This window comes from Variovorax sp. 10L421, from assembly GCF_056395365.1.
Window position 1 is genome coordinate 182022 of the sequence record NZ_JBFTJJ010000002.1, and the last position, 24543, is coordinate 206564.

The 24543-nt window shown below is 65.5% G+C and carries 23 protein-coding genes and 1 tRNA gene; 10 read left to right on the top strand and 14 right to left on the bottom strand.

All coding sequences use genetic code 11. The annotated features are described in order from the left end of the window. Nucleotides 1–2 precede the first annotated feature (2 nt). Both AC1DFC_RS04870 and AC1DFC_RS04875 read left to right on the top strand, forming a co-directional pair. Entirely contained in the window at nt 3–440 is a 438-nt protein-coding gene (locus AC1DFC_RS04870; protein WP_007836851.1) for an RNA-binding S4 domain-containing protein, read from the top strand. Between the two features lie 47 nt (nt 441–487). Then, nucleotides 488–1294, top strand: coding sequence for a PPK2 family polyphosphate kinase (locus AC1DFC_RS04875; protein ID WP_007836853.1), 807 nt, complete (start codon nt 488–490; stop codon nt 1292–1294). Nucleotides 1295–1325: 31 nt separating this feature from the next. Here AC1DFC_RS04875 and AC1DFC_RS04880 read toward each other — a convergent pair whose 3' ends face one another. Then, complete coding sequence (locus AC1DFC_RS04880; RefSeq protein WP_007836854.1) at nt 1326–1994, bottom strand: hypothetical protein; 669 nt, start codon at nt 1992–1994, stop codon at nt 1326–1328. Nucleotides 1995–2169: 175 nt separating this feature from the next. On the opposite strand from AC1DFC_RS04880, the gene AC1DFC_RS04885 reads away from it, so the two are divergent. After that, nucleotides 2170–4113 carry a sensor histidine kinase gene (locus tag AC1DFC_RS04885; protein WP_007836857.1) on the top strand — a complete coding sequence of 648 codons (1944 nt, stop codon included), beginning with the start codon at nt 2170–2172 and terminating at the stop codon, nt 4111–4113. 34 nt (nt 4114–4147) lie between these two features. Here the strand turns inward: AC1DFC_RS04885 and AC1DFC_RS04890 are convergent, their stop codons facing one another. The 6 genes from AC1DFC_RS04890 to AC1DFC_RS04915 all read right to left on the bottom strand — a co-directional run bounded on the left by AC1DFC_RS04890 (nt 4148) and on the right by AC1DFC_RS04915 (nt 11359). Continuing rightward, on the bottom strand, nt 4148–4495 hold the full coding sequence (locus AC1DFC_RS04890; protein ID WP_007836859.1) for a hypothetical protein: 348 nt from the start codon (nt 4493–4495) through the stop codon (nt 4148–4150). A 164-nt stretch (nt 4496–4659) separates the two neighbouring features. Further along, complete coding sequence (locus AC1DFC_RS04895) at nt 4660–5565, bottom strand: LysR family transcriptional regulator (protein ID WP_007836861.1); 906 nt, start codon at nt 5563–5565, stop codon at nt 4660–4662. Between the two features lie 65 nt (nt 5566–5630). Beyond that, nucleotides 5631–6437 carry an oxidoreductase gene (locus AC1DFC_RS04900; RefSeq protein ID WP_007836863.1) on the bottom strand — a complete coding sequence of 269 codons (807 nt, stop codon included), beginning with the start codon at nt 6435–6437 and terminating at the stop codon, nt 5631–5633. Nucleotides 6438–6476: 39 nt separating this feature from the next. Beyond that, nucleotides 6477–9554 (bottom strand): efflux RND transporter permease subunit, encoded by a 3078-nt coding sequence (locus AC1DFC_RS04905; protein WP_478178734.1) that lies wholly within the window; start codon nt 9552–9554, stop codon nt 6477–6479. Then, a complete protein-coding gene (locus AC1DFC_RS04910) occupies nt 9551–10660 on the bottom strand; it encodes an efflux RND transporter periplasmic adaptor subunit (RefSeq protein WP_413315430.1) in 1110 nt (369 codons plus the stop codon). Before AC1DFC_RS04910 ends, AC1DFC_RS04905 begins: the two co-directional genes overlap by 4 nt. An 81-nt stretch (nt 10661–10741) precedes the next feature. Next, nucleotides 10742–11359 carry a TetR/AcrR family transcriptional regulator gene (locus AC1DFC_RS04915; protein ID WP_007836870.1) on the bottom strand — a complete coding sequence of 206 codons (618 nt, stop codon included), beginning with the start codon at nt 11357–11359 and terminating at the stop codon, nt 10742–10744. Nucleotides 11360–11463: 104 nt separating this feature from the next. On the opposite strand from AC1DFC_RS04915, the gene AC1DFC_RS04920 reads away from it, so the two are divergent. After that, entirely contained in the window at nt 11464–12924 is a 1461-nt protein-coding gene (locus AC1DFC_RS04920; protein WP_007836871.1) for an efflux transporter outer membrane subunit, read from the top strand. A 10-nt stretch (nt 12925–12934) separates the two neighbouring features. Here AC1DFC_RS04920 and AC1DFC_RS04925 read toward each other — a convergent pair whose 3' ends face one another. After that, nucleotides 12935–13630: a Crp/Fnr family transcriptional regulator gene (locus AC1DFC_RS04925; protein WP_007836872.1), complete on the bottom strand. Its 696-nt coding sequence runs from the start codon at nt 13628–13630 to the stop codon at nt 12935–12937. A gap of 101 nt (nt 13631–13731) precedes the next feature. Here AC1DFC_RS04925 and AC1DFC_RS04930 point away from each other — a divergent pair, with 101 nt between their 5' ends. Then, on the top strand, nt 13732–15321 hold the full coding sequence (locus AC1DFC_RS04930; RefSeq protein WP_478178735.1) for a tannase/feruloyl esterase family alpha/beta hydrolase: 1590 nt from the start codon (nt 13732–13734) through the stop codon (nt 15319–15321). Nucleotides 15322–15466: 145 nt separating this feature from the next. Here the strand turns inward: AC1DFC_RS04930 and AC1DFC_RS04935 are convergent. The 6 genes from AC1DFC_RS04935 to cysS form a co-directional block, all read right to left on the bottom strand. Then, nucleotides 15467–15559: transfer RNA gene (locus AC1DFC_RS04935), tRNA-Ser, on the bottom strand. 26 nt (nt 15560–15585) lie between these two features. Next, on the bottom strand, nt 15586–16854 hold the full coding sequence (locus AC1DFC_RS04940; protein WP_007836888.1) for an aspartate kinase: 1269 nt from the start codon (nt 16852–16854) through the stop codon (nt 15586–15588). A 55-nt stretch (nt 16855–16909) separates the two neighbouring features. Further along, the gene (gene tilS, locus AC1DFC_RS04945; protein ID WP_478178736.1) at nt 16910–17887 is read right to left on the bottom strand and encodes a tRNA lysidine(34) synthetase TilS; all 978 of its coding nucleotides are present in this window, start codon (nt 17885–17887) and stop codon (nt 16910–16912) included. A gap of 15 nt (nt 17888–17902) precedes the next feature. Then, a complete protein-coding gene (locus AC1DFC_RS04950) occupies nt 17903–18883 on the bottom strand; it encodes an acetyl-CoA carboxylase carboxyltransferase subunit alpha (protein WP_413315413.1) in 981 nt (326 codons plus the stop codon). Between the two features lie 16 nt (nt 18884–18899). Continuing rightward, the gene (locus tag AC1DFC_RS04955; RefSeq protein WP_007836894.1) at nt 18900–19550 is read right to left on the bottom strand and encodes a DNA-3-methyladenine glycosylase family protein; all 651 of its coding nucleotides are present in this window, start codon (nt 19548–19550) and stop codon (nt 18900–18902) included. Between the two features lie 17 nt (nt 19551–19567). Then, complete coding sequence (gene cysS / locus AC1DFC_RS04960; protein ID WP_007836896.1) at nt 19568–20944, bottom strand: cysteine--tRNA ligase; 1377 nt, start codon at nt 20942–20944, stop codon at nt 19568–19570. 203 nt (nt 20945–21147) lie between these two features. Between cysS and AC1DFC_RS04965 the strand changes: the two genes are divergently transcribed. From AC1DFC_RS04965 to AC1DFC_RS04985, 5 genes are all read left to right on the top strand, one after another. Continuing rightward, complete coding sequence (locus AC1DFC_RS04965) at nt 21148–21738, top strand: tetratricopeptide repeat protein (RefSeq protein ID WP_007836897.1); 591 nt, start codon at nt 21148–21150, stop codon at nt 21736–21738. Nucleotides 21739–21814: 76 nt separating this feature from the next. Continuing rightward, nucleotides 21815–22411, top strand: a complete 597-nt coding sequence (locus AC1DFC_RS04970) for a peptidylprolyl isomerase (RefSeq protein WP_007836898.1) — start codon at nt 21815–21817, stop codon at nt 22409–22411. A gap of 26 nt (nt 22412–22437) precedes the next feature. After that, a complete protein-coding gene (locus AC1DFC_RS04975) occupies nt 22438–22950 on the top strand; it encodes a peptidylprolyl isomerase (protein ID WP_007836899.1) in 513 nt (170 codons plus the stop codon). Next, nucleotides 22947–23735: a UDP-2,3-diacylglucosamine diphosphatase gene (locus tag AC1DFC_RS04980; protein WP_413335394.1), complete on the top strand. Its 789-nt coding sequence runs from the start codon at nt 22947–22949 to the stop codon at nt 23733–23735. Before AC1DFC_RS04975 ends, AC1DFC_RS04980 begins: the two co-directional genes overlap by 4 nt. Nucleotides 23736–23749: 14 nt before the next feature. Continuing rightward, a complete protein-coding gene (locus tag AC1DFC_RS04985) occupies nt 23750–24541 on the top strand; it encodes a M90 family metallopeptidase (RefSeq protein ID WP_413335396.1) in 792 nt (263 codons plus the stop codon). Nucleotides 24542–24543: the final 2 nt, after the last annotated feature.

The window sequence follows — 24543 nt, forward strand, 5'->3', positions numbered from 1 at the left end:
CCATGGACCGTCTGCGCATCGACAAATGGCTCTGGGCCGCCCGCTTCTTCAAGACGCGCTCGCTGGCCGCGGAGGAAATCGGCAAGAACCGCGTGCAGGTGAACGGCGACGTCGCCAAGGCCTCGCGCGAAGTCAAGCCCGGCGACACCGTGGCCATGCGCATGGGCCCGCTGACGCGGACCGTGACGGTGCGCGGCCTCAGTGGCCAGCGCGGGCCGGCGCCGGTGGCGCAGCAGCTCTACGAGGAAACCGCCGAGAGCCTTGCGGCGCAGGCCGCCTTCCGGGAGCAGCGCCGCGCGGGCACCGAGCCGGCCCTGGCCATCGAACAGGGCCGCCCCACCAAGCGCGACCGGCGCGAACTCGACGGCGCCGCGCGCCAGCATGCCGAATGGGACGATCGCTGGAGCGCCTCCCTGCCCCCCGAAGACGACGAGCGCTGATCGATCGCGTACGCTGTCGGCTCTTTTTCTTCACGGAGTCCCGCTTCATGGCCAGCTTCAAGAAATACCGCGCCGGCGGCAAGTTCAGGCTCTCGCACATCGACCCCGACGACACGTCGTTCTGCCATGGGGACGAGGCCTTGCAGCGCGCGGAACTCGACGCACTGGCCGTCGAGCTCGACGAGTTGCAGGACGTGCTGCACGCCGAGGGGCGGCGCAAGCTGCTGCTGGTGCTGCAGGGCATGGACACCAGCGGCAAGGACGGCACCGTGCGCTGGGTGTTCTCGCGCACCTCGCCGCTGGGCGTGCGCGTGACGGCCTTCAAGGCACCGAACGACGAGGAACGCGCACACGACTACCTCTGGCGCTGCCATGCCGCCGTGCCGCGCATCGGCGAGATCATGGTGTGGAACCGCAGCCACTACGAAGACGTGCTGGTGCCCGTGGTCGAGGGCTGGATCGACAAGGCCGAGGCGAAACGCCGCTACGCTCAGATCAACGACTTCGAGCGGCTGCTCACCGAAACCGGCACGGTGATTGTCAAGTGCATGCTGCACATCGACAAGGACGAGCAACGGGAGCGCCTGCAGGCCCGGATCGATACGCTCGGCAAGCAATGGAAGTTCAGCATGGACGACCTCGCGGTGCGCACCAAGTGGAGCGCCTACCAGCAGGCCTACGAGACCGCGCTGGGCGCCACATCGACCGATCACGCGCCTTGGTACGTGGTGCCCGCCAACAGCAAGCGGCATCGCAACGTGATGATCGCGCAGCTGCTGGTGAAGACGATGCGGCAGATGAAGCTCAAGCCGCCGCCGCCGGACCCGGCGCTCAAGGGAATGATCGTCAAGTGAGCTTGCCGGCCCGGCGCGGGGCCGTCGAAGCTCAGGAGCGGCGGGTGGGTGCCTGCGCCAGCACGCGGCACTGGCCGAACTCGCAACGCACGGCCCAGGTTCCGCCGTTGTCGCAGGGCACGTTGTAGTTCTCGTAGCCGGGGCCCTTGGCCGTGAGCTCCGCGCGCGGCTGCAGGTTGCAGCGGCCGGCCTTGGCGAGCGTCTCGACGTTATAGGTGTCGACGCCGGTACGGCGGGGCTTCGCAATGACGCCCGGGGTAAAGGTGTTGCCGTAGAACGATTCGCGCACGTTGGGGTCGAGGTTGCGATAGCCGCGCTTGGCCATGCAATGCACGATGGCGACCTGCTGGTGCTCGGCGATCAGTTCTGCATCGGGGCGACCGTTCCAGTCGATGACGGCGGCGGTGATGCCGGTGTAGGAGGCTGCGGCGACGATGCCCTGCCCGTACACCGTGATCAGCCCGACGCCCAGCGCACCCCACATGGCGTCGCCGGTTTCGCTGCGGGCCGTGATGCGGGTCGATGCCGTGCGGCATGCCGCCACGTCGTTGTCGTAGCGCGCCTTGTCCACGCCCTCCATGGCGACCATGGGCACATAGGAAGTGCCTGTGCCCGTTCCGGGTTCGGTGGGTGTGGGCGGTGCGCTGGCGCAACCGGCCAGGCTCACGGCGGCGAACACAATGCTCAGCAGCAGCTTCATGCAATCCCTCGTCTTCTTCGCGATAGTTGCGGGGATTTAACCATACATATAGTTACTCCTGAATCACCTTGTCGTGAATGCACGACGGCGCACGCCTCGAAGTTGCATTACAAAATGAGAAAATAGGTTACATCTCGTTCGCGTCGGTTCTGAACGCTGCCCATCCGAACTCCCCTTGACCTACCGTCCCGCGCCCTTCTTCGCCAACGTGGTGCTCGTCGTTTCGATGGCATTGCTGGGCGTCATTGGTGTCTTGCTGGCCGGAACGGTCGGCTCGCAGCAGTCCGATGCGCTGTTGCACCTCACGCGGGCCGACTGGCAGGTCGACGACGCGCCTGGCTTCAGCAATCCAGCGCCTCTTCAGGACAGCAGCGCCCTGCCGAACACCTGGAAGCAGGTCGAACTGCCCCTCGCCCTCCCCATCGCGCTGCTGCGACAGGCAGAGGCCACTTCCACAAGGACGACGCGAACGACCTGGATCAGGCTGTCCGTGCGCGGCCTGCCGCCCAACCCCGGGCCGCTTGCGCTGTATGGCATCCGGATCAAGACCGACGGCACCATCGCGGTCTACGCCGATGGCCATCTGGTCCACCGGGCGCAGCAGTCGGGTCCGCTATGGAACAGCACCCGCACACCGCTGTGGGTCCAGCTGGACGACGGCGCCGGCAGCAAGCCGCCCAGCGAGATCCTCCTGCGCCTGGAGCACACCCGGGGCGCCCAGGTGGCGCTGTCGTCGCTGTGGATCGGCCCCATCGACGCGCTGAGAGGCCGCTACGGCATGCGCCAGTGGCTGCAGCAGGAGCTGCCGGCACTGCTCAGTGCGGCCTTCATGGCCGTGGGCGTGTTCGCACTGTTCGTGTGGTTCAGGCGCCGCGACGAAACGGGCTACCTGCTGTTCTTCAACCTCTCGGCCACCTCTTTCATGCGGGGGCTGCATTTCTACGTAAGCCTGCCGATCGCGAACGACTGGTTCGCCTGGCTGACCGTCAACTCGCTTTTCTGGCTGGTGATGATCGTGCACTTCTTCCTGCGCCAATTGCACGGCCGGCAGCTCAAGGGGCTGACCTGCGGCGTGGTCGTGACAACCACCGCCATCGGCATCGCCACGATGCCCGGCCTGTCCATCGTGCAGAACACTCCCCGCGTGACGCCGCTGATCTACGCGGTCGCGGCACTGCTGGGCGCGGCGGTCTGCCTTGTGGGCGGCGTCAGCGCATGGCGCCGCTCCAACGAAGGCCGGCTGGTGGCGGTAGGGATCGGCATCTGCGTGCTGCTGGGCCTGACCGACTGGCTGCTGCAGAACAACTTCATCAGCCCCGAAGGCTGGTACATGGGGGCGTACACCAACGCCGTCACCTTCAGCGTATTCGGCGTGCTGATGTACCGCCGCTACATGCATGCCATCGGCGAAGTCGAGCAGCTCAACGCGAGCCTTGCGCAGCGCCTGCAGAAGCGCGAGGCCGAACTCGAGCTGAGCCACCAGCGGCTGCGCGAGGTCGAGCGCCTGCAGACCATCAGCGATGAGCGCCAGCGCCTGATGCAGGACATGCACGACGGGCTCGGCTCTTCGCTGATCAGCGCGATCCGCTCGGTCGAGAGCGGCGGCATGAGCGACGACAAGGTCTCGCAGATCCTCAAAAGCTGCCTGGACGACCTGAGGCTCGCGCTCGACTCCCTGGAGCCGGTCGAGGCCGACCTGCTGCTGCTGCTGGCCACGCTGCGCTACCGGCTGGAGCCGCGGCTCGAAGGCACCGGTGTTTCGCTGCGATGGGAAGTGCAGGAGTTGCCGGCCCTGGGCTGGCTCGATCCCTCGAGCGCGCTGCACATCCTGCGCATCGTGCAGGAAAGCATCTCGAACATCCTGCGGCACACGCGCGCTACGGAAATACGCGTTGGCACCTCGCTGGAGGGCGCGGGTGTGCAGGTGACGATCGAGGACAACGGTCAGGGCTTCGACGTCCAGAAGGTGATGGCCAATCCGTCCGCATCCGGACGGGGCCTGCAGAACCAGCGGCGGCGGGCGCAGGCGATCAAGGCCGTGGTCCGTTGGGAATCGAAGCCGACGGGAACGCGGTTCGTGCTGTGGCTGCCGCTGCAGCGGGAGCCACACGCGGCATGACGTTTCAGGACAACGGAATCCACTGACCACACTCCTACTTCGCCGCGTTCACCAGCTGCGGCCGACTCTGGTACTGGGAGGGAATGGCGTCCCTGTAGTAGGCCTTGCCGGTGAGATTCTGGTTGGCGGAATGGGCCTCCTTGACTGCTTCGGCATTGACGACATCCCGGGACTTCGAAGACCCGAGCGGTGCGATGACTCCGCTCGATGCCGATTCCCTGTAAAGATCTTCCTTCTGCGCGACGGTTGCGGCCTCTGCGTCGACGTCTGCCCGGGAGCGAACGCTGGAACTTTGAAGCACGCCGTCATAGGTTTCCGCCTGGGCGGCTGAAGCGAAAATAAGCGCAAGAATGGCGCCTTGAACAATTTGAATTTTCTTCATATCGGTCCTTGAGAGTTGAGTGTCGATCCTTGCTCGGCTCAAACTTTCATTGCTCTGAAATTTGTTGCCGCGTATGCGATTTTCTGGCGCCTTCCCGCCATCTTGATACGCGCATGCAGCAACGTCGTGTCTTCAAGGCGGAAACTTCGCTCCCTCGTCTTGGCTCAAGCTCTGTGCGGAGACCGCAGAGGATTGATCCGGTCCTCGAGAAAGCTCAGAAAGGCGCGCTGGACCGCGGTACTGTGTCGCCGCTGCAGATAGACCGCCGAGAGCCACATGTCGCTGCGAACGAACTCCGTCAATGCCGGGACGAGGCGACCGCTCTCGATGTACGGCCTCAGCATCACCGACGGCAGGTACAGGACGCCCGCGCCCCGCAACGCGGCCTGAATCAACGGCCCGGCTTCCGTCGCGTCCAGTCGGCCGCGCACCGCAACCTCCAATGGTTCTCCGTCCACTTGAAATCGCCACTTCGATAGGGGGTTCAGATGGATGCTTACCAGCGCATCGTGATTCGCAAGATCGCCGGGGTGCATTGGAATTCCCCGGTTTTTCCAGTACATCGGAGACGCGCACACCGCCAAATCCATCAGAAGCAACTTGCGGACGATGAGGTTCTCGTTCGCAGTCGGCCCGAAACGCAAGGCTATGTCGATCCCTTCCGCCGCCAGATCGACCTGGCGATTGGTCAGAACAAGGCTTACGCTGACCTCCGGATAGTGGCCCAGGAAAGTATTGACCAGCGCCGGAAGCTCCGTCTGATCGATACCATGCGGTGCGGAGATACGCAGGCGCCCGCTGGGCGTCAGCGCTCGTTCCTGGAGTTCCGCGCGCGTTATGTCGGCCAGCTCCAACATGGGCTTGCTTCTTTCGAGCAGCAACACGCCGGCATCTGTAAGACTGACAGCGTGGCTGTTCCTGTTCAGCAGCCGGACACCGAAACGCCCCTCGAGTGTCGCGATGTATTTGCTCACGGTTCCTCTCGACATCTCCAGATGCTCGGCGGCGCGCGAGAAGCTGCCTGAAACTGCAACCTCGCTGAAGGTTCGCAAAAGATCCAAGCTATCCAAAGCATCTCCTTTCTTGCAAGACTTTGCGTGGGATCGGCCGTTGGCCGATCCGCCTCGTCGATGCTTCAGGCGAGTCCGAGTTTCTTTCTCAAGCTCGCATCGACAGGACCAGCCGGCATGAAGCGGCGCAATTTGCTCAGCACGGATGCCTGGCCCGGTGGAGTCCAGCGCATGCGCCACGCGCCAAGCGCCGCTTCGACGATCGTGTTTGCCACGCCATCGGGTTCGGGTGCACCGTTGACGCTGCTGGCGATGGAGCGCGCTACGAGGTCGCGTTCGCGGCCATAGGCCGCGATCTTTGACTTTGCATGCGGCGAATTGATATCCAGGTTGGTCTTGGTGTAAGACGGCTCGACCAGCGTGACGCGCACGCCGAACTGGCGAACCTCATGGTCCAGCGTTTCGGACAGCCCCTCCACGGCATGCTTGGACGCCGAGTAGAGCCCCATGTACGGAGCTGGAAGAAAGCCGAGCACCGAACTGATGTTGACGATCCTTCCGCGATGCTGTGCCCGCATGTGCGGGAGCACGGCCTGGGCCGTGCGCAGGATGCCGAGCACATTGGTATCGAGCAGCGCTGCGGCCTCGGCCGTCGCGGTCTCCTCCACCGCGCCGATCATCGTCGTTCCCGCGCTGTTGACGAGCACGTCGATGCGCGCGATCCGGTCGATGATGGATCGGACCGCACCCTGGACAGAAGCTTCGTCGCGCACATCCATCTCGACAAGCTCGACGCCGGGCAATGCGGGCGCTTTCGCGAGGTTGCGCACGGTACCGAATACCTGGCAACCCCGCTCGGCAAACTTCTGTGCGGCGGCGCGTCCGATGCCCGACGACACGCCGGTGACCACGACCACTGTTGAATTCGACATTGCAGTTCCTCGATACAGGTGAATGGGATGAAGAGCGGATCAGTGCGCAGGCCGGCTGCCGTGGCCGGGTCTGATCCTGAACCAGATGGAATACATGGCCGGCAGGAACACCAGCGTCAACACCGTTCCCGCCAAGGTGCCGCCGATCAGCGTGTAGGCGAGCGCTCCCCAGAACACCGAGTGGGTCAGGGGGATGAAGGCCAGGATCGCGGCGAGCGCCGTCAGGATCACCGGCCGTGCACGCTGCACGGTGGCTTCGACGACCGAACGGAAGGGGTCCAGTCCCTCCTCCTGGTTGTGGTGGATCTGCCCGATCAGGATCAGCGTGTTGCGCATCAGGATGCCCGACAGCGCAATGAGGCCGACCAGCGCATTGATGCCGAATGGCTCCCGGAAAAGAATCAGGGTGGGAACCACGCCGATCAGACCCAGCGGGCTGGTCAGGAAGACCATGACCATCGCGGAGAGGGAGCGCACCTGCAGGATGATGATGAGCAGAGTGACCGCCAGCATGATGGGGAAGAGCGGCAGCATGGCCTTGGTCGCCTTGCCCGACTCCTCGATGGAGCCGGCCTCCTCGATGCGGTAGCCCGCCGGCAGCTTGTCCATGATGGGCTGCAGTTGCCTGGTGATGGCCGTCGACACGTCCGGCGGCTGCAAGCCATCGGCGATGTCGCCATGGACGGTGATCGTGGGCATGCGGTCGCGCCGTCGCATGACCGGCTCTTCCATGCGCACGTCGACCTCGCCCACTTGCGACAGCGGAATGCGTTGCCCGTTGGCGCCGGACAGTGTGAAGTCCGCGATCCTCGCCGGATCGAGCCGGGTGGCGCCGGCCGAGCGGGCCACGACCTGCACCGTGCGGATGTCCTCGCGCACCGCGGTGACAGGCACGCCGCTCAGGAAGAACTGCAGCTGCTGCGCCACCGCGCTGGAACTCAGCCCCACGGCCTGCAGCCGGTCCTGGTGCAAGGTGAAGTGCAGCGTGGGCGTGCGCGTGCCCCAGTCGGTATTGACCGTGCGCATCGTCGGACTTGCATCCATGACCTGCTGCACTTCGGCCGCGATCTGGCGCAGCTTGTCCGGGTCCGGCCCCGAGACCCGATAGGCGACAGGGAACGGCGAATAGGGCCCGAACACGAGCTGGGTGACACGCAGGCGCGCCTCGGGGGCCAGGCCATCGGCGATCGCCTGGCGAAGCCGGTGCTTCAGCGCGTCGCGCTCTTCCTGGCTGCCCGTGCGCACCACGATCTTGGCGAAGGACGGATCGGGCAGCTCCGGACCCATCGCGAAGTAGAAGCGCGGCGCGCCCTGCCCGATGTAGGCCGTGACGATTTGCGCTTCTTTCTGCCTGGCCAGCCATGCCTCCACCCTCGCCGCGGCGTCGCTGGTCTGCGTGATCGACGTGCCATAGGGCATTTGCACCTCGACCAGGACCTCGGGCCGGTCGGAGATGGGGAAGAACTGCTTCTTGACCAGTCCCATGCCGAGGATGGCCGCGACGAAGAGGCCCACCACCGCGCCGGCGACCAGCCACTTGCGCGCAATGACGCGCCCGAGCACCGCGCGCAGGCGGTTGTAGCGCGGCGTGTCGTAGATGGCGGCATGGCCGCCCTCGACCTTCTTGAAATCGGGCAGCAGCTTGACACCCAGGTAGGGCGTGAAAACCACGGCGACGACCCAGGACGCGATCAGCGCGATGCCGACGATCCAGAACATGTTGCTGGTGTATTCGCCCGCGGTCGATGGCGCGAAGCCGTTGGGCATGAAGCCGACGGCCGTGACCAGCGTGCCCGAGAGCATCGGCGCCGCGGTATGGCTCCAGGCATAGGCGGACGCGGCGACGCGGCTGTAGCCCTCCTCCATCTTCACCACCATCATCTCGATGGCGATGATCGCGTCGTCCACCAGCAGGCCCAGCGCCAGGATCAGCGACCCCAGCGTGATGCGGTCGAAGTTCTTGGCGGTAGCGGCCATCACCACGAAGACGATCGCCAATGTCAGCGGCACGGCCGCGGCCACCACCAGGCCCGCGCGCCAGCCCATGCTCAGGAAGCTCACCAGCATCACCACCAGCAGCGCGGCAAAGAACTTGACCATGAACTCATCAACCGAGGCGCTGATGTTGACGGCCTGGTCCGTGACCTTGCTCAGGCTCATGCCCAGCGGCTGCTCGGCGTTGATGGCACCGACCTCGTGATCCAGCGCCTTGCCCAGGTCGAGCCCGTTCCAGCCTTCGCGCATGACAACGCCCAGCAGAAGGGCAGGCTCGCCGCCGTTGCGGATCATGAAGGTCGCCGGGTCTTCATAGCCGCGCTTGACGGTGACGATGTCCGACAGCTTCAGGGTGCGGCCCTGTGCCACGACTGGCGTGTCGCGGATCTTCTGCAGCTCGTCGAAAGACCCATCCAGGCGGATGAACACCTGGGGCCCCTTGGTTTCGACGGAGCCCGCCGGCGTCAGGGCATTCTGGCCATTGAGCGCGCCGAACACATCCTGCGGACCGATACCCAAGGTTGCCAGGCGCTCGTGCGAGAACTCGACAAAGATGCGTTCGGATTGCTCGCCGGCGATGTTGACCTTCTTCACGCCCGGCACATGCAGGAGGCGCTGGCGCAGCGTCTCCGCGTCGCGCACCAGCAGGCGCTGCGCTTCGCCCTTGGCCTTGAGCGCGTACAGCGCGAAGGTGACGTCCGCATATTCGTCGTTGACCATCGGCCCGATCACGCCGGACGGAAGGTTGCCCGCCTCGTCGCCGACCTTCTTGCGGGCCTGGTAGAACTGCTCCTGCACCTGCGAAGGCGGCGTGCTGTCGAGCAGGGTCAAGGTCGTGAAGGCCAGGCCGGGCCGGGTGTAGGTCTCGGAGCGGTCGTACCAGCGCAGCTCCTGCAGGCGCTTCTCGATCTTCTCGGCCACCTGGTCCTGCATTTCCTGTGCGGTGGCGCCGGGCCAGGCGGTGATGATGGTCATCACCTTGACGGTGAAGGCAGGGTCTTCCGCGCGGCCCAGCTTGAAGAATGAGACAAGACCCGCGAGCGAGATCAGGAAGATCAGGAACAGGGTGACCGAGCGCTCGCGCACTGCGAGCGCCGACAGGTTGAAGCGGCCTTCGCTCACGGACGGGCTCCCTCCGCCGCAGCGGCCTGGCCCGCCACACGCACCTGCTCGCCTTCGCGCAGCAGGTGCGCGCCGAGCGCAACGATCCGGTCGCCTTGCTTGAGCGAGCCGGCAACGCGCGCACCATCGTCATCGAGGTGCTCGACCACGACGGGCCGCCAGCTGACCTTCGCCGGTTCGCCGCTGATGATCCACACGCCCGGCCCCTTGCCCGCGTCGAACAGGGCGCCGATCGGCACCTGCAGGCCGCCTTGCGCGGCGGGAAGCCCGTCCGGGATCCGGATGGTGACCGTGGCCCCCAGCGGTGCATTGGCGAGCTCGCCCTTGAGCACATAACGCGCCTCGAAGGTGCGGGTCAGCCGGTCCGCGGCGTCCGAGAGTTGCCGCAGCGTGGTCGGCACCGTCACGCCCTCCTTGCCGAAGAGCGTGGCCTGCCCGGCGGAACCGACCGCCGGCCGCAGGGTTTCGGGCAACTGGACCACGGCTTCGCGCGGACCGGCGCGGGCCACGCGCACCACGGCCTGCCCAGCGCTCACGACCTGGCCGGGTTCGGCCAGCGTTTCCATGACGACGCCATCGCCGTCTGCCATGAGCTCGGTATAGCGGCTCGCGTTGCGGGCCACGTCGGCCTGGGCCTCGGCCGCGCTGAGCTGGGCTTTGGCGGCGTCCGCGGCCGCCTTGATCTGGTCGTAGGCCGAGGCCGAGATCGCGCCGGTGCCGCGCAGGTCGCGGTAGCGGGCTTCGTCCTCCGCCGTCTGCCGCGAGCGCGCCCGCGCCGCGGCGACCGCCTCCTGCTGCGCATGGGCCGCCAGATTCAGATCGGCGGGGTCGATGCGCATCAGCAACTGACCGCGTTTGACGGCCTGCCCCGCGTCCACGAGCCGCTCCAGCACCTTGCCGGAGACGCGAAAACCCAGGTCGCTCTGGACCCGGGCGGCTACGGTGCCGGTGAAGGCGCGCGATGCAGCGCCGGCCCCCTGGACGGAGGTGACGCGCACCTGCGGCGCCTGCGTGCGTGGATCGGAGGGCGTTGTTTCGCCGCAAGCGACCAACGCCAACGGCAATGCGCAGATGACTGCAGAAGTGGCAAGGCGGCGCCAGAGCATGAGAGTCCCAGTGACGAAGTGATCGGGACCGCCATTCTGATACCAGTGACCAATTCAGTCAATAGTCACATCTCTTTTTTCTCAAGGCGACAGGCTGCGCAGCACCAGGCCCGACAGTTGTGCCGGCGCTTCGGCCGTGTGGTCGAAGCTGTGCTGCAGAAGCAGCGGATTGATGTAGGGGTGCATGACGAGATAGATGGCCCCCGCCGCCTCGTCCAGTGGCGTCTTGCGCTCGAACTCCCCCATTTCACGGCCTTCACGCAGGATGTCGTGGAGCAACTGCCGAATGCGCTCTTCATGCGTGAGCGCCGACTGCCAGCGCTCGGTCGCCGCAGAAATCGCGATCTCGTAGAGCTTGCGATCCTGGGAGAACAGGCGAAGGCTGGCTTCGACCACCGACTTGAACATCCGGCGCAGCTTCTCGGGAGGGCGATCGGCGCCTTCGACGGCCGCCCGGATCTCGGCTTCGATCTCGCGCAGGCAGTTCGCACAGATCATCTCGCCGATGGCCTGCTTGGACTCGAAGAACTTGTAGATGTAAGCCTTGGAGAAACCAATGGCTTTGGCGAGGTCGGAAACAGTGGTCTTCTCGTAGCCATACCGGCTGAAGTGCTCCGTGGCCGCGAGAACGATCTGGTCCCGCACGTCGTGGTCGGCCGGGCCGCGTGCAGAAACGGAAGAAAGGGTGGCTTTGCTCATGCCCGAAGCTTAGCGCCTCCCCTGAAAATCAACAACGAGTGACCATATTGAATTATAGTCACTTCATTCATCACGCTTTTCTTGACCATCTTCCGGAAGAAGCCATGCTCCAACGCACCCTTGCCACGCTCTTCGTTGCCAGCCTCGCTGCAGGATGCGCAGTCGGCCCCGACTATGTCCGGCCTGAGGCGCCCTTGCCCGAACGGTACATGGGCCAAGCCGCCGTCGATCGACGCCCTGCCACCTCCAATGCCGATCTCACCGCTTGGTGGATGGGTTTCGGCGACCCGCAACTGGCCCGGTTCGTCGCGCTGGCGCTGGCGCAGAACCTTGACCTCGCGCAGGCGTCCGCGCGCGTGGCCCAGGCTCGCGCAGGACTCGGGGCGGCGAATGCTGCCTTGCTGCCGTCAGCAAATGTCAGCGGTCAGGCGGCCAGGGCCTACCAGTCAGTTGAAACGCCCCAGGGACAGGTGTTGAACTCGAGGCCCGGTTTCGATCGTTACGGCAGCGCCTACGAGGCCAATCTCGGTGCGAGCTGGGAACTGGACGTGTTCGGCGGCCTGCGCCGTGGACGCGAGGCGGCGCAGGCGGACTACCGGGCTTCGGAAGCAGGCGCGGCCGCCACCCGGTTGGCGGTGGCGGCACAGACCGCCGATATCTACATCAGCATCCGGGGGCTGCAGACCCGGCTCGACGTGGCGCGCCGGCAGGTGCGCACGCAGCAGGACTTGCTCTCCACGGTCAACCTTCTCTATGGCAAAGGGCTGGCGGCTGAACTTCAGGTGCGGCAGGCCGAAGGTGCACTTGCCCAGGTTGGAGCCTCCGTCCCGGTCCTGGAGGCGGGCCTGGACGCGGCCATGAACGCGCTGGATGTGATGCTGGGCTCGCCGCCGGGTACGCATCGGGCGGAACTGGCCGAGGCCAGTGCCATACCGGTCGCCCCGCAGATCAGGGACGCGGGATCGCCGGGCGAATTGCTCAGGCGACGGCCCGACCTGATCGCGGCCGAGCGCCGCCTCGCCGCATCGAACGCCCGGATCGGGGTCGCCGTCGCGGAGTACTACCCCAAGTTCTCGCTGAGCGGGCTGATCGGCAGTGCGACGTCGGTGTCCGGCGGTCACCTGTTCACCGGCAGTGCCAGCCAGGCCGCCGGGGTGCTGGGCCTGCGCTGGCGCCTGTTCGACTTTGGCCGCATCGACGCGCAGATCGACCTCGCCAAGGGACAGGATGCGGAGATGCTCGCCGCGTACCGGCTGGCCGTGCTGCGCGCCACCGAGGACGTGGAAAACGCCTTCTCGGCGCTGGTCAAGCGCGAGGAGCAGGCCAGCACGCTCGCGCAGGGCGTGGATTCGCTCGGCCGCGCGCGAGGCGCTTCATTCGCGGCCTACCAGAAAGGCGTGGTCAGCCTGATCGAAGTGCTGCAGGCAGACGAGAACCTGCTGCGCGCCTCCGATGCACGGGCCCAGGCGCAAACCGAATCGGCACGCGCCGCGGTGACTGCCTTCAAGGCACTGGGCGGGGGTTGGCAACCCGGCAGCAAGTCCGAGGTGGCGGCCATCGAATAGCCCAAGGCCCTCACTCCGCGTGTTCGCGCGCATACAGCCGCAGGCCGTCGACATCCAGCACGTCGATGCTGCCGTAGCGGATGTGAAGCAGGCCCGCGTCCTCGAGTTCGTGCAGCGCGCGGTGGGCGATCTGGCGCGAGATGCCGGCCAGCCGGCCGATCTCTTCCTGCGATATGTGCAGCACAGGATTGGTCTGAGGGTTGAGCTGCGGGTTGAAGAGTTCGGCCAGGCAGTGGGCCACTCGCGAGTTGATGTCGTGCATCCGATAGCCTTCAGCGAGGGCGATGAACTGGCCAAGCCTTGCGTTGAGCTGGTTGATCATGAAATGGCAGAAGGTCAAGCTGTTGGCGACCAGGTAGTGGAAGGTCGAGCTCGGCATCAATGCAATGCGGCTGTCTCGCAGCGTCGCGACACCGTAGGGACGCGACTCTCCCTTCAGAACGGATCCTTCTCCGAGCCACCCTCCATCGGATACCCCGGTCAAAGTGGTGCTTCTGCCATCCGCCGAAAGAACATCCACCTTGACCATGCCTTCGACGACCCCGATCCAGTGCGTGGCCGGGCTCGATTTCTGACAGACGATTTCGCCAGCCGAATAGAAACGATCCTGCGTTTCCTGCTCGACGCGCTGAAGCTGTTCTTGCGACAAGCCGCGAGCCCAGGCAGCCGCTCGCAGCATGGCAATGGTCTGCACGTGCTTTGTCATTGGAAAGACTTTCTTCCTCGACCGTAGTGCCTAGCATGCGCTGCGCAGGCGATGGTCCGGGCCGCCTGAGTTTATGTGGCAGTACGAACAGGAGACAAATCATGAAAAACCCTCTCTCGATGGCGCGCTGCGCTCTTGCGTGCATCCCCATCATGCTGGCGGCTTGCGGCGGCGGCGGCGGGAGCAACCTGCCGGTGTTGTTCCCCACGCCTGCGCCGACATCGACCCCGCCGCCAGCGCCCGCGCCAGCCCCAGTCGCGTCAGCGCAGGAGAAGTGCACGGCCTTCGCCGGCGCCTCGCTCGCCGGTGCGTCGCTGAAAGACGCCAAGCTCGTCGCCGCAGCGGCGGACTCCGCGGAGTACTGCAAGGTCACGGGCACTCTTCATGGCACGCTCAACTTCGAGGTGCACCTCCCCACCGCGTGGAACAACAAGCTCCTGTATGCCGGCGGTGGCGGCTGGGACGGCAGCATCAACATCACGCCCATCTCGCCCAGCGGGTCCACCGCAGGCTACGTGCTCGTGGCCTCGGACGGAGGGCGCCAGGGAGACGCCTTGGACGCCTCGGTCTTCCTGAACAATTCCACGGCACAAGCGGACTTCGGCTATCTCTCGATCCACTCGGTCAATGAGGTCACCAAGGAGATCGTTCGCCAGCGCTACGGCTCGGATGCCACGTTCAGCTACTTCGAAGGCTGCTCCAATGGCGGCAGAGAGGCGCTGATCCAGGCCACGCGCTTCCCGAACGACTTCGACGGCATCGTCGTGCGTGCGCCGGCCTACTCTTTCACCGAACTGTTCCAGGCCTTCGTTGCGAACGGAAAGGCTCTCGCGGCACCGGGTGGACAGCTCAGCGATGCAAAGGCCTCGCTTATCGGCAAGACCGTCACCGCGCAGTGCGATGCGCTTGACGGCATTGCGGACGGCATCGTGAGCAACCAGGCCGCCTGCACCTTCGACCCGGCGGTGTTGCGCTGCACGGCAGGAGATGCGGAAACCTGCCTGACCGACCAGCAGATAGCGACGGCCAACACGATCTATTCCGAACTCAAGCGTGCGGACAGCACGAGCGTCTATCCCGGCTGGGGCCCCGGCGGCGAGAACCTGGGCTGGCCCCTGTGGGTGACCGGCTCCGCCATCGGCGGCACCGGCCTCCAGTTCATGTTCGGCAGCGGCTTGGTGAAGTACTGGGTCACGGGCGACCCGGCCTTCAACGTGCTGGGCTTCGATCCGGAGCTCTACTCTGCGGGACTGCGCCTCGCGGCCACAACACTCGATGCGACGCCCGACCTCCGCTCCTTCTTTGGACAGGGCGGCAAGATGATCCTTGCTCACGGAACGAATGACTGGGCGATCAGCTACAAGGGCTCGATCAAGTACTTCAACGATGTCGCGACCGCGGTTGGTGGCGCGTCCACGCGGGATGCCTCGATGGAGTTCTTCCTCCAGCCGGGCGTCCAGCATTGCTCTGGCGGGGTCGGCCCTGACACCGTCGATCTTGTGGACGCTGTCGTGAAATGGCGAGAAGGTGGTGCCAAGCCTTCCGCGCAGAGCATCGTGGCGAAGAAGCTCGATCCGGCGACCAAGGCCGCCACGCTGGCGCGCCCCTTGTGCCAGTACCCGACCTTCCCGAAATACAAGGGCAGCGGCGACGCGAACTCAGCCGACAGCTACAGCTGCCAAGGTTCTTGAGGACTGAGGAAAGCCGCGAGACTTGGCTCCGTCGGAAAACGAAGACGAACAACGCGCCGGCGAGAGCTTCAGGGCGATGCTCGCCGCTTTCCCGGAGCATGAAAAAAGCCCCGCCGATCACACGATCAACGAGGCTTCATCAACTTGGCGGAACCGGAGGGATTCGAACCCTCGATGAGGCTCTACACCCCATACTCCCTTAGCAGGGGAGCACCTTCGGCCACTCGGTCACAGTTCCTGAAAGAAGCCGAGATTATGCCATCTTTAGGCGCTCGGCTGATCCAGATCGAAGGCTTTGTGCAGTGCGCGCACTGCCAATTCCATATATTTTTCGTCGATCACAACCGAAGTCTTGATTTCGCTGGTCGAGATCATCTGGATGTTGATGCCCTCCTCGCTCAGCACGCGGAACATCTTGCTCGCCACGCCTACGTGGCTGCGCATGCCGATGCCCACGATGCTGACCTTGCAGATCTTGGTGTCGCCCACGATCTCGGTCGCGCCCAGCGAGGGCATGACCTTCGACTGCAGCAGGTCGACCGTCTTCGCGTATTCGTTGCGATGCACGGTGAAGCTGAAATCGGTCTTGCCGTCCTTGCTGAGGTTCTGGATGATCACGTCGACTTCGATGTTGGCGTCCGCCACGGCACCGAGGATGTGATATGCGATGCCGGGCTTGTCGGGCACGCCGAGCACCGAGATCTTGGCTTCGTCGCGGTTGAATGCGATGCCGGATACGACGGCTTGTTCCATGTTTTCGTCTTCCTCGAAAGTGATCAGCGTGCCGGACTTGGCCTCTTCATTGATGTCGATGTCCCACGGCGTGAAGCTCGAGAGCACACGCAGCGGCACCTTGTACTTGCCGGCGAATTCCACCGAGCGGATCTGCAGCACCTTGGAGCCCAGGCTCGCCATCTCGAGCATCTCTTCGAAGCTCACGGTCGTCAGGCGGCGCGCATCGGGCTCGACGCGCGGATCGGTCGTGTAGACACCGTCCACGTCGGTATAGATCAGGCATTCGTGCGCCTTCATGGCCGCGGCAATGGCCACGGCCGAGGTGTCGCTGCCGCCACGGCCCAGCGTGGTGATGTTGCCGTCGTCGTCCACGCCCTGGAAGCCGGTGATGACCACCACCTTGCCGGCGTTCAGGTCGGCCATGACGCGCTCGTCGTCGATGCTCTCGATGCGGGCCTTGGTGTACGAGTTGTCGGTGCGCACCGACACCTGCCAGCCCGCGTAGCTCACGGACTCGACGCCTTCGGCCTGCAGCGCGATGGCCAGCAGCGCCGACGACGCCTGCTCGCCGGTCGAGGCCAGCATGTCGAGCTCGCGGCTGTGGGCCACGCCGGGTTTACTGGGCGCCAGTTCCTTGGCCAGGCCGAGCAGGCGGTTGGTCTCGCCGCTCATGGCGCTCGGAACCACGATCATCTGGTGGCCTGCGCGCGCCCACTTGGCGACGCGCTTGGCGACATTCTTGATGCGCTCGGTCGAGCCCATCGACGTACCGCCGTATTTGTGAACGATCAATGCCATGGGTGAAATCAGAGAAAGGGAAAGGGCCGCTTGAAAGGCGGCGCCCTGCAAGCTGTCAGAGCAAAGTCTTCGGCGAGGGCGAAACATTGTACCAATGCAGGCAATCGCCCTGCCGCTCGACGAAACCGGCGGCCACCTTGAGGTGGATGCGGTGGCCGCGCGTGGCGCAGGCGCGGACCTGGTCGAGCAGCTGGTCGAGCTGCGCGGCGCTGGGCGCGCAGCCGTGCGACTGCATCAGCCAGTGGCGCAGCACGTTGGCCTGGCGGGCGCGCGACAGCGTCTGCAGCGTCGCAATGCGCGGCGGGCTGCCCACGGTTTCCAGGTCTTGCGCCGCCAGTTCGGCCAGCAGCTGCTGCGCCTGTGCGGCATGGCCAATGCTGCGCGCGAACGTCGTACGGAACTGCGGAAAGGCCTGCTCCAGCGCCGGCAGCAGCACGGAGCGAATCCGGTTGCGGGTGTAGCGTGCGTCGCCGTTGGTCGGATCTTCGATCCATGGCAGGCCTCTACCGGCCAGCCATTCGCGGATGTCGGCGCCGGCAACGGCAAGCAGCGGCCGATGGATGTCGAGCCCGTTGCGTCGCGCCTGCGCTGGCATGGCAGCGAGCCCCGGGAGCCCCGCGCCGCGTGACAACGCCAGCAGCAGGGTTTCGACCTGGTCGTCGGCGTGATGCCCCAGCGCCACACATTTGACAGCCGCCCTCGCCCCATCCGCGCGTGCCATCTCGGCGAACGCCGCGTAGCGGGCGCGGCGGGCGGCATCTTCCGGACTGTCGCCGGGTGCATGCCGCGCATCGACGCGATGGACGACCAGCGGCACGCCCAGGCGTTCGCACACCGCCCGGCAATGCCGCTCGAAATCGTCGGCCGCAGCCTGCAGCCCGTGATGCACATGAAAGGCGATCACCTGCCCCGGCCAGCGCGATGCGCTGGCAGCCAGCAAGGCGGTTGAATCCGCGCCGCCGCTGAAGCCCACCGCCAGCGGCCAATGCGCCGGCTCGAACGCGGCGACGGCGCGTTCGAAAGCTGAGTTCATGACAGCGCCCGCGCGTTATCTGACGCTGTCGGCCTTGGTGTCGTTGAAGCGGCCGTAGCTCTGCAGGCGCTCGTAGCGGCGATCCAGCAGTTCCTTGGTCTTCAGGTCGCTGACCTGGCGGAACGCGTCGTTGAGCGCGCGCTTCAGGAAAGCCGCCATCTGCCGATGGTCGCGATGCGCGCCGCCGACGGGCTCGTTCACGATCTTGTCGACCAGGCCCAGCGCCTTGAGGCGGTGCGCGGTGATGCCCAGCGCATCGGCCGCTTCCTGCGCCTTGTCGCTGGTCTTCCACAGGATGGAAGCGCAGCCTTCGGGGCTGATCACCGAATAGATCGAATACTGCAGCATCACCAACTGGTCGCCGACCGAAATGGCCAGCGCGCCGCCGGAGCCGCCTTCGCCGATGATGGTGACGATGATCGGCACCTCGAGCTGCGCCATCTCGAAGATGTTGCGGCCGATGGCTTCCGACTGGCCGCGTTCCTCGGCGTCGATGCCGGGGTAGGCGCCGGGCGTGTCCACGAAGGTGAACACCGGCAGCTTGAACTTCTCGGCCATCTTCATCAGGCGCAAGGCCTTGCGGTAGCCCTCTGGCTTGCTCATGCCGAAGTTGCGCGCGGTGCGCTCCCTCGTGTCGCGGCCCTTCTGGTGGCCAAGCACCATGCAGGGCACGCCGTTGAAGCGCGCAAGGCCGCCCACGATCGACAGGTCGTCGGAGAAGTGCCGGTCGCCGTGCAGTTCGACGAAGTCGGTGAAGATCTCGTTGACGTAGTCGAGCGTGTACGGGCGCTCCGGATGCCGGGCGATCTTGGTGATCTGCCAGGGCGTCAGGTCGCTGTAGATGTCCTTGGTGAGCTGCTGGCTTTTCTTGCCGAGCTGATCGATTTCTTCAGAGATGTCGACCGCGGATTCGGTCTGCACATAGCGCAATTCTTCGATCTTGGTTTCGAGTTCAGCAATGGGCTGCTCGAAGTCGAGGAAGGTTCGTTTCGCCAACGTCTTCTCCTGTTGTTCAATACGCGACTGGAACCGGGTCCAGCGATCGCCAAATATACCAAGTCGCCACGCTGCAATATGGCGCCCAGGCCACGGCGACGTCGCGGGCATCGCTGCGGCTCACAGGATCGCCGGAAAAATAATTGACGCTGATGCCGTTGAGCAGCCCCAGGTCGTCCACGGGCAGCACGTTCGGGCGCATCAGGTGAAAGATGAGGAACATCTCGGCCGTCCAGCGGCCGATGCCGCGGATGGCCACCAGCTCCTCGATGATGAGCTCGTCCGACATGTCCTTCCACGCGTCGACGTGGACCATGCCCGAATCGAAATGCAGGGCCAGGTCGACGAGGTACTCGATCTTGCGCGCCGACAGCCCTGCCCCGCGCATGTCGTCGACCTTGAGCTTGAGCACATTGGCCGGCGTGAGCTTGCGCGGCAGCGCGGCGAACTTGTCCCAGACCGACTGCGCGGCCTTCACCGAGATCTGCTGGCCCACCACGCTACGCGCGAGGGTGGTGAACGCGTCGCCGCGCGACTCGAGGCAGGCATCGCCGAACTTCGGAATGAGCCGCTTCATGACGCGGTCTTTCCGGGAAAGGTGCTTGCATGCCTCCTCCCAATAGTCCGGCGTATAGATCTGGACGCTGGTCTTCCTGGTGGCGGGCATGGGGTTCGTCGTTCCGTTCACTGCGCAGCCGCCCAGGTCGTGCCTGTGGGCGAATCCTTGAGCACGATGCCCTGCTCGAGGAGTTCCTGGCGGATGCGATCGGCTTCGGCGAAATTTTTCGCGGCCTTGGCTGCGGCGCGCGCTTCGATCCTGCCCTGGATGGTGGCCTCGTCGAGCGTGGCGCCCGCGCGCAGGAAGGCCTTCGGGTCGTCCTGCAGGATCTGCACGCAGCCACCCAATGCCTTCAGCAATCCGGCCTGGGCGGCCGATTGCGTGCGGTTCACTTCGCCCGCCAGGTCGAACAGCACCGCCACGGCTTCGGGCGTTGCGAAGTCTTCGTCCATCGCGGCCTTGAAACGCGCGGCGTACGGGTCGGTCCAGTCGATCTTCACGTCGGCCGGCGCCACGAGATCGAGCGCCGTGTACAGCCGCTTGAGCGAGGCGCGCGCATCGTCGAGGTGGACGTCGCTGTAGTTGAGCGGGCGCCGGTAGTGCGCGCGCAGCACGAAGAAGCGGATGGTCTCCGCGTCGTACTTCTTGAGCACATCGCGGATCAGGAAGAAGTTGCCAAGGCTCTTGGACATCTTCTCGTTGTCGGTCACGATGAAACCGTTGTGCATCCAGAAGTTGGCCAGCGGCTTGCCGTTGGCCCCCTCGCTCTGCGCGATTTCGTTCTCGTGGTGCGGAAACTGCAGGTCTTCGCCGCCACCGTGGATGTCGAGCGTCTCGCCGAGCAGTTCGCAGGCCATGGCCGAGCACTCGATGTGCCAGCCCGGACGGCCGGCGCCGAATTCGCTGGCCCACTTCACCTCGTCGGGCTCGGTGGCCTTGGCGCTCTTCCAGAGCACCGGGTCGAGCGGATCGTCCTTGCCGTCGAGCACGGCCACGCGCTCGCCCGCATGCAGCTCGTCGATCGACTTGCCGCTGAGCTTGCCGTAGCCCGGGAACTTGCGCACCGCATAGTTCACGTCGCCGTTCTCGGCACGGTAGGCCAGGCCCTTCCTCTCGAGCGTGCCGATCATCGACAGCATCTGCGGGATGTAGTCGGTGGCACGGGGTTCGTGGGTGGGGCGTTCGATGCCCAGCGCGTCGGCGTCTTCGTGCAGCGCGTCGATCATGCGATCGGTCAGCGCGCGGATGCTCTCGCCGTTTTCAACGGCGCGGCGGATGATCTTGTCGTCGATGTCGGTGATGTTGCGCACATAGGTGACATCGAAGCCGCTCACCTTGAGCCAGCGCTGCACCACGTCGAAGGCGATCATCGAGCGGGCGTGGCCGAGATGGCAGTAGTCGTAGACCGTCATGCCGCAAACGTACATGCGCACCTGTCCCGGTTGCAATGGGGAGAATTCCTCCAATTCACGCGACAGCGTGTTGTAGATGCGCAGACTCATGAGGCTCGGAAAGCGTCGTTTCGCGCACGTGCGGCACGGGCGAAAGACGGTGTTTTTCAGGGGTGACGGGGGCTGTGTCGCGAGGGGTTGGACATGGCCCCTCGGCTACAATCCGACCTAGTATAAACGTCTGCTGCCGAGCGGCGTGCGGGTGTTCCCCAAGCCCGCTGAGCCCGCATCTCCCCCATTTCCGCCGAGGCTTCATGAAGCACGCCGCATTCTCCAGACTCTCCATTGCCTTCGCACTGCTGTTCAGCCTGTGGGGCTCCGCAGCGCACGCCAACGAATACGACGACGTGAACCTGATGCTGCGCCAGGGCAAGTCGAACGAGGCGCTCGCCAAGGCCGACACCTACATCGCCGGCAAGCCGCGCGACCCGCAGATGCGCTTCCTGCGCGGCGTGATCCTCACCGAACAGAACAAGCAGGCCGAGGCCATCGCCGCCTTCACGCAGCTCACGCAGGACTTCCCCGAGTTGTCCGAGCCCTACAACAACCTGGCCGCGCTGTACGCGTCGCAAAGCAAGTTCGACCAGGCGCGCGCCGCGCTGGAGCAGGCCATCAAGCTCAACCCGAACTACGCCACGGCGCACGAGAACCTCGGCGACGTGTATGCCCGTCTCGCTGCCCAGGAATACGTGCGTGCGCAACAGTTCGCCAGCACCAATGCGAGCGTTGCGCCCAAGCTCGTGCTGATACGCCAGATCTTCACGCCGAAGGCCGAAGCCGAGGCCGCCCCCCTGCCCGCACCGCCGGCGGTCATTCGCAAACCGGTCGGCCGCACCAGCAAGTAATCGCCACCGCCGGCATGGGCGCCGCAACGGTGCCTGCCGTGCGGCCCCGTTTCCTCATCCGCACACGGAGCCTCATTTGACGATCCAGTCCCTCTCCCGCTTCAGCCGCCGCAGCGCACTCGCGCTGGCCACCGCCCTCGCGTTCGCAGCCACGGCCCATGCACAGACTGCCGCGGCGCCGCACGTCAAGCTGGCCACCTCGGCTGGCGACATCGTGGTCGAGCTCGATGCGGCCAAGGCACCCAAGTCGGTCGAGAATTTCCTGCAGTACGTCAAGGACAAGCACTACGACGGCACGGTGTTCCACCGCGTGATCGATGGGTTCATGATCCAGGGCGGCGGCTTCACGGCCGACCTGCAGCAAAAGCCCACGCGCGCCCCCATTCCGCTGGAAGCGAGCAACGGCCTGAAGAACGACAAATACACGATCGCCATGGCCCGCACCGGCAATCCGAATTCCGCGACCTCGCAGTTCTTCATCAACGTGAAGAACAACGACTCGCTCAACGCGCCCAACCCCGACGGCTACGGCTACACCGTGTTCGGCAAGGTCGTCGCCGGCACCGACGTGGTCGACAAGATCCGCGCGGTGGCCACCGGCAACAAGGGCGGCATGCAGAACGTGCCGCTCGAAGCCGTCACCATCAAGTCCGCCACGCTGGTGGCGAAGTAATTCATTTCCCAAGCAGGAGTCCCCTCATGAGCAATCCCCAAGTCGAACTGCACATCAAGAACTACGGCGTGATCACGCTCGAACTTGACGCCGCCAAGGCGCCGAAGTCGGTCGAGAACTTCCTCTCGTACGTGAAGAAGGGCCACTACGACAACACGGTGTTCCACCGCGTGATCCCCGGCTTCATGGTGCAAGGCGGCGGCTTCGAGCCCGGCATGCAGCAAAAGCCCACCGGCGCCGAGATCGAGAACGAAGCCAACAACGGCCTGAAGAACGCCAACTACACCGTGGCGATGGCCCGCACCAGCGCGCCCCACTCGGCCACCGCGCAGTTCTTCATCAACGTGGCCGACAACGGCTTCCTGAACCACACCGCACCTTCGGCCCAGGGCTGGGGCTATGCCGTGTTCGGCAAGGTCATCAACGGCACCGACGTGGTCGACAAGATCAAGGCCGTGAAGACGGGCCGCAAGGGCTTCCACGACGACGTTCCGCTCGAAGACGTGGTGATCGAGAAGGCCGTCGTCATCGCCGAGTGACTGTGAGCCCGGCGGCGGCCGCAACAACGGTGTTCAAGGAACTGGTGGCGCCGCCTGCGTGGCGCACGGTCGACCTGATTTCCGACCTGCACCTGCAAGCCGGCGAGCCCGCCACCTTCGAAGCCTGGCAGGGTTACCTGCAGACCACGCCGGCCGATGCGCTGATCATCCTCGGCGACCTGTTCGAAGTATGGGTCGGCGACGACTCGCTCGACTCCGCTGGTTTCGAGGCACAGTGCGCCGAGCTGCTGTGCCGCGCCGCGCAACGGCTGCCGGTGTTCTTCATGCACGGCAACCGCGACTTCCTCGTCGGCCCCGCGTTCGCTGCGCGATGCGGCTTCACGCTGCTCGACGATCCCACGGTGCTCGTGCTGCACGGCCAACGATGGCTGCTGAGCCACGGCGACATCCTCTGCCTCGAGGACACCGAGTACCTCAAGTTTCGCGCGCAGGTTCGCACGCCCGAGTGGCAGGCCGCATTCCTGGCCAGGCCGCTGGAAGAGCGCCGCGCGCTCGCACGTTCCATGCGCGTGCAGAGCGAAGACCGCAAGCGCAACCCCTCGGCCATCTGGGCCGACGTCGACACCGCCGCCGCGCGCAACTGGCTGCAGCAGGCGAACGCCCACACGCTGGTTCACGGCCACACGCACCGCCCTGCCGATCACGACCTGGGCGACGGCCTGCACCGCGTCGTGCTGAGCGACTGGGATGTGGCAGCGCATCCGCCGCGCGCGCAGCTGCTGTGCCTGTCCACCGCCGGCGCGCAGCGCGTCGATCTGCGCTAGCCGCGCCGCCGCCAATGCTCAAGTGGCTGCGCCGCCTGCGCGCCCTGCCCCCGATTCCCGAAGCCGCCTGGCAGTCCGCGCTCAGGCGCTACGCCTTTCTCGGCGCCCTGCCCGCCGCCGACCGGCAACGCCTGCGCACGCTGACGGCCGAGTTCCTGCGCGACAAGGAATTCCACGGCGCCAAGGGCTTCACCATCACCAATGAAGTCGCGCTGGCCATCGCGGCCCAGGCCGTGCTGCCGGTGCTGCATCTCAAGGGCGGACTGAACTGGTACGACGACTTCGTCGGCATCGTCGTGCACCGCTCCGAGGTGGTGGCGCGCCGCAAGGTTGTCGACGAGGCCCAGGTGGTGCACGAGTACGGCGAAGTCGTCGCCGGCGAAGCCATGGACCGCGGCCCCGTCATGCTGAGCTGGGACGATGTGCTGGCAAGCAGCATCACCAGCGAGCGCGGCTACAACGTCGTGATCCACGAGTTCGCCCACAAGATCGACATGCGCAGCGGCGACGCCAACGGCTGCCCGCCGCTGCCCGCCGGCTTTGCGGGCCAGCGCAGCGCGCGCGCAGCCCGCACGGCGTGGCTTGCCGTGCTGCAGCCTGCCTACGAGGATTTTCGCGAGCAAACCATCAAGGCAGAGCGCTTCGGCGGTGAGCCGCCATGGCTCGACGCCTATGGCGCCACCTCGATCAGCGAGTTCTTCGCGGTGGCGTGCGAGGCCTACTTCGTGAACCGCCCGAACTTCGCCCGGGACTTCCCGGGCGTGCTCGCGCTTTTCGATGAATTCTTCATCGGCGGGAAGGCCTGAAC